The sequence below is a fragment of the Pseudomonas sp. genome (genome assembly GCF_036387035.1).
Classification (GTDB): Bacteria; Pseudomonadota; Gammaproteobacteria; order Pseudomonadales; family Pseudomonadaceae; genus Aquipseudomonas.
In genome coordinates this window covers 1-3,812 of sequence record NZ_DASVUM010000186.1, presented here as the reverse complement: position 1 = coordinate 3,812, position 3,812 = coordinate 1, and the positions used below count along the sequence as shown (strand labels likewise).

3 protein-coding genes are annotated in these 3,812 nt (G+C 60.0%); 2 read left to right on the top strand and 1 reads right to left on the bottom strand.

The features are described from left to right. A partial coding sequence (locus tag VF672_RS17560; protein WP_331105829.1) for a sigma-54-dependent Fis family transcriptional regulator occupies positions 1-1,782 on the bottom strand: 1,782 nt, incomplete at its 3' end. A 343-nt stretch (positions 1,783-2,125) separates the two neighbouring features. On the opposite strand from VF672_RS17560, the gene VF672_RS17555 reads away from it, so the two are divergent. Both VF672_RS17555 and VF672_RS17550 read left to right on the top strand, forming a co-directional pair. Continuing rightward, a complete protein-coding gene (locus tag VF672_RS17555) occupies positions 2,126-3,220 on the top strand; it encodes an ABC transporter ATP-binding protein (RefSeq protein WP_331105828.1) in 1,095 nt (364 codons plus the stop codon). Beyond that, the coding region (locus tag VF672_RS17550; RefSeq protein WP_331105827.1) for an ABC transporter ATP-binding protein at positions 3,220-3,812 on the top strand (593 nt) is incomplete at its 3' end. The genes VF672_RS17555 and VF672_RS17550, both read left to right, overlap by 1 nt.

Genomic DNA, 3,812 nt, shown 5'->3' with positions numbered 1-3,812 from the left:
CTGCGAGATGTTCCCGCCTGCGGCCTGCAGCAACTCGCTCAGCTCTTCCGGCGTGTCCAGCGCGGCCTTGCGCGGGAACGCTGTCTCGGGCTCTGCGCGCTCGCAGCCCATTGCCAGATCGGCAAAGAAATCCTCCGGCAGATGCTCCGTGGAAATCGGCTGATCATCGGCCAGGGCCAACGCCACCTGAATCACGTTGCTCAACTGCCGCAGATTTCCCGGCCACGGGTGTCGTTCGAACAGCTCCATTACTTGCGGCTCAAAGCCTGCGGTCTGCTGAGGTTCGCGGTGCTGTTCCCAGATGGCACGTACCAGCGTGTGCTTGTCGCTGCGATCACGCAGCGGCGGCAGCTCCAGGTTCAGGCCGCTGATGCGGTAGTAAAGGTCCTGCCTAAACCGCCCGTTCTGCACGTGTTCGCGCAATGAACAGTGGGTGGCGGAAATCACCCGGATGTCCACCGGATACAGCTCGCTGCTGCCCACCGGTTGCACACACCGTTCCTGCAAAACCCTGAGCAAACGCGCCTGAACCGGCAGCGGCATGTCGCCGATCTCGTCGAGAAACAGCGTGCCCTTGTCCGCCTTGCGGATCAGTCCGATGCTGCCTTTATGGTGAGCTCCGGTGAACGCCCCTTTTTCGTAGCCAAACAGTTCGGCCTCGACCAGCTCCGACGGGATCGCCGCGCAGTTCACCGCCACCAGGGCCTGATCCGCGCGGGAGCTGGCGCGGTGCAGGGCTTTGACGAACACTTCCTTGCCCACGCCCGTCTCGCCAAGGATCAGCAGCGGGACGTTTTTTTCCAGCAAACGCTGGCCCTGACGCGCGGCTTTCTCAACCCGCTCATCTCCAACGCCGGGCTCAATGGCGCCGACGGTGATTGACCTGGAAGGTACCGGCACAGGCACGGTTCTGAGCTTGAGCACCGGCGCCTTCGGCCGCTTCAGTACGCAGTGAAAACGGTTGTGCCCGGACGCCTGAAGCGGGAAGGGCTGGCCTTCCAGCTGTTCGAGAAGGTCGGTGATGGGCGACTTGAAGAGGTTTTCGATGTTGGCGTTCAGCAGGCTGACGCCCAGCAGACTGTCGGCGCGGCGGTTGGCGCAGAGCACACGGCCACTCTCATCGAACACCAGCAGCCCGGCCCACTGGCTGTCGAGGTTGTTCAGGCCGGTGTTGAACACCAGCTGGAAATGGGTGTGCTGAAACTGGTCGAGGATCAGCCGGTTTTCGATGGTCTGGCTCATCATTTTGACCATCCCAAGGGTGTGGGACGGCGGCAGGAAGCTGTCGCTGGACACATCCAGCACCGCGATCATTCGCCGCGACGCATCAAAAATCGGTGCCGCCGAACCGGTCATGAAGCGGTTGGCCTTGAGAAAGTGTTCATCGTGTTCAATGTGAACAGCCTGTTCACAGGCCAGCGCCGTGCCGATGGCGTTGGTCCCTGCGCCTTGCTCCAGCCAGCTGGCCCCGGCGACAAACCCGGGCTGTTGATCCGGCTCGACAAAGCGCTTGTTGCCCCAGGAGTTGAGCACCTGCCCCTGCTGATCGGCGAGCAGGATCAGGCAGTTGGAATTGCTCAGGATGTTTTCGTAGAAGGGCAGTACCTGCTGGTGAGTGGTTTGCACCAATGAATAATGGCGTTCCAGCAGCTGCGAAACCTGTTGATCGGGCAGGCGACCGAAGGACGGCCGTGACTGGTGGTCGAGGCCGAACTCGCGGCAACGGGCCCACGAGTCCTGAATGATGGTGTCGTGGCTGGGGGATGCGCCTGGTGTGGCCATGAAATGGCTCCGTCCGAGTGTTTTTATTTATTGTTGTCGAGATGCCATCGGGGCAGAGCATCCCTGCTCGAAAACGTCCACCCATTGTTGATCAGGATTGTTCAAAGTCAATGTTCATTTTGTTCAGGTGTTCAAGCTTTCCTGTTCATTTATGTTCATCAACGAATGCCAGGCGGTGCGGCAGAATGTCGCGATTGCTCTAGTTCGGGCGTTTCAGCTATTTAGCTGCTGTGTAGGCCGGTTGGCACGATTGTCGCTATCCAACAATCGGTCAACCGATGTCATGACCTGCCATACGGCAAACACGCAACACCCCGAACAAAACAAATAAAAAGGGCACGCCATGTCTCTCACGCTTGAGCACGTCAGCCGCGCCGTCGACGGTCAGATCTGGATCGACGATGCTTCGCTGAGCTTCGAACCCGGCTCATTCAACGTATTGCTGGGGCGCACCTTATCAGGCAAAACCAGCCTGATGCGCTTGATGGCCGGTCTGGACAAGCCAGACAGCGGCCGGGTACTGATGAATGGCAAGGATGTCACCCATGTCGCGGTGCGTCATCGCAACGTCTCGATGGTTTATCAGCAGTTCATCAACTACCCCAGCATGACCGTCTACGACAACATTGCCTCGCCGCTGCGCCAGGCCAAAATGTCAAAAGACGAAATCGATCGCCGCGTGCGGGAAACCGCGAAGATGCTGCGCATCGAGAAATTCCTTCCCCGTCACCCTCTCGAACTCTCCGGCGGCCAGCAGCAGCGCACGGCGATGGCGAGGGCGCTGGTCAAGGACGCAGAACTGATTCTGTTCGACGAGCCGCTGGTCAACCTCGACTACAAGCTTCGCGAAGAGCTGCGCCAGGAAATGCGCCAGCTGTTCGAGACGCGCAACACCATCGCCATCTACGCCACCACCGAGCCGAACGAAGCGCTGGCGCTGGGCGGGACCACCACGATTCTGCACGAAGGCCGCGTGATCCAGAGCGGCCGTACGCCCGAGGTGTACCACCAGCCGAAAACCGTGCTGGCCGCTGAATTGTTCTCCGAGCCGCCGATCAACCTGATGCCGGGCCGCATCGAAGGCAACGAAGTCAGCTTCGCCAACTTCGTGCACTTCCCGCTCAACGTCGACCTGCGCAAGATCGGCGACGGCGAATACCGCTTCGGTGTGCGCCCGAGCCACCTGAGCCTGGTGCCGTCCAATGATGACGACCTTGAGCTGGCGGTGACCGTCGAACTCGCCGAAATCAGCGGTTCGGAAACCTTCCTGCATGTGCGCAACGAGCACTTCTTGCTGGTGCTGCACTTGCCGGGCGTCCACGAGTACGACGTCGATACGCCGATCCGCGTGTACATTCCGACTCACAAACTGTTCGTATTCGATCAGCAGGGCGGCCTTATCCAGGCGCCGGGCCTGCGCATGGCGAGGGTTGCCTGATGGCCGAGATCCGCTTGCAACAACTCGCGCACAGCTACAGCGCCAATCCGACCGGCCCTGAAGACTATGCCATCCGCGAAATGACCCACATCTGGGAGCAGGGCGGCGCCTATGCCTTGCTCGGCCCGTCCGGCTGCGGCAAGTCGACCCTGCTCAATATCATTTCCGGCCTGCTCAGCCCGTCTGAAGGCAAGGTCCTGTTCGATACCATCGTGGTCAACGACATGTCGCCGGAGGAGCGCAACATCGCTCAGGTTTTCCAGTTCCCGGTGGTCTACGACACCATGACGGTGTACGACAACCTCGCGTTCCCGCTGCGCAATCAGGGCATGCCGGAAGCGAAGGTGAAGATCAAGGTGCAGGAAATCGCCGACGTGCTGGACCTGCAGCCGTTGCTGAAGAAAAAAGCCAAAGGCCTCACCGCTGACGAAAAACAGAAAGTGTCCATGGGTCGCGGGCTGGTTCGTGATGACGTGTCGGCGATTCTGTTCGACGAACCGCTGACCGTGATCGACCCGCACCTGAAGTGGAAACTGCGCCGCAAGCTCAAGCAGATTCACGAGCAGTTCAACATCACCATGGTTTACGTGAC

Excerpts from the sequence above, each read along its gene's own strand:
- VF672_RS17555 (WP_331105828.1), top strand. The coding sequence starts at position 2,126 with ATGTCTCTCACGCTTGAGCACGTCAGCCGCGCCGTCGACGGTCAGATC.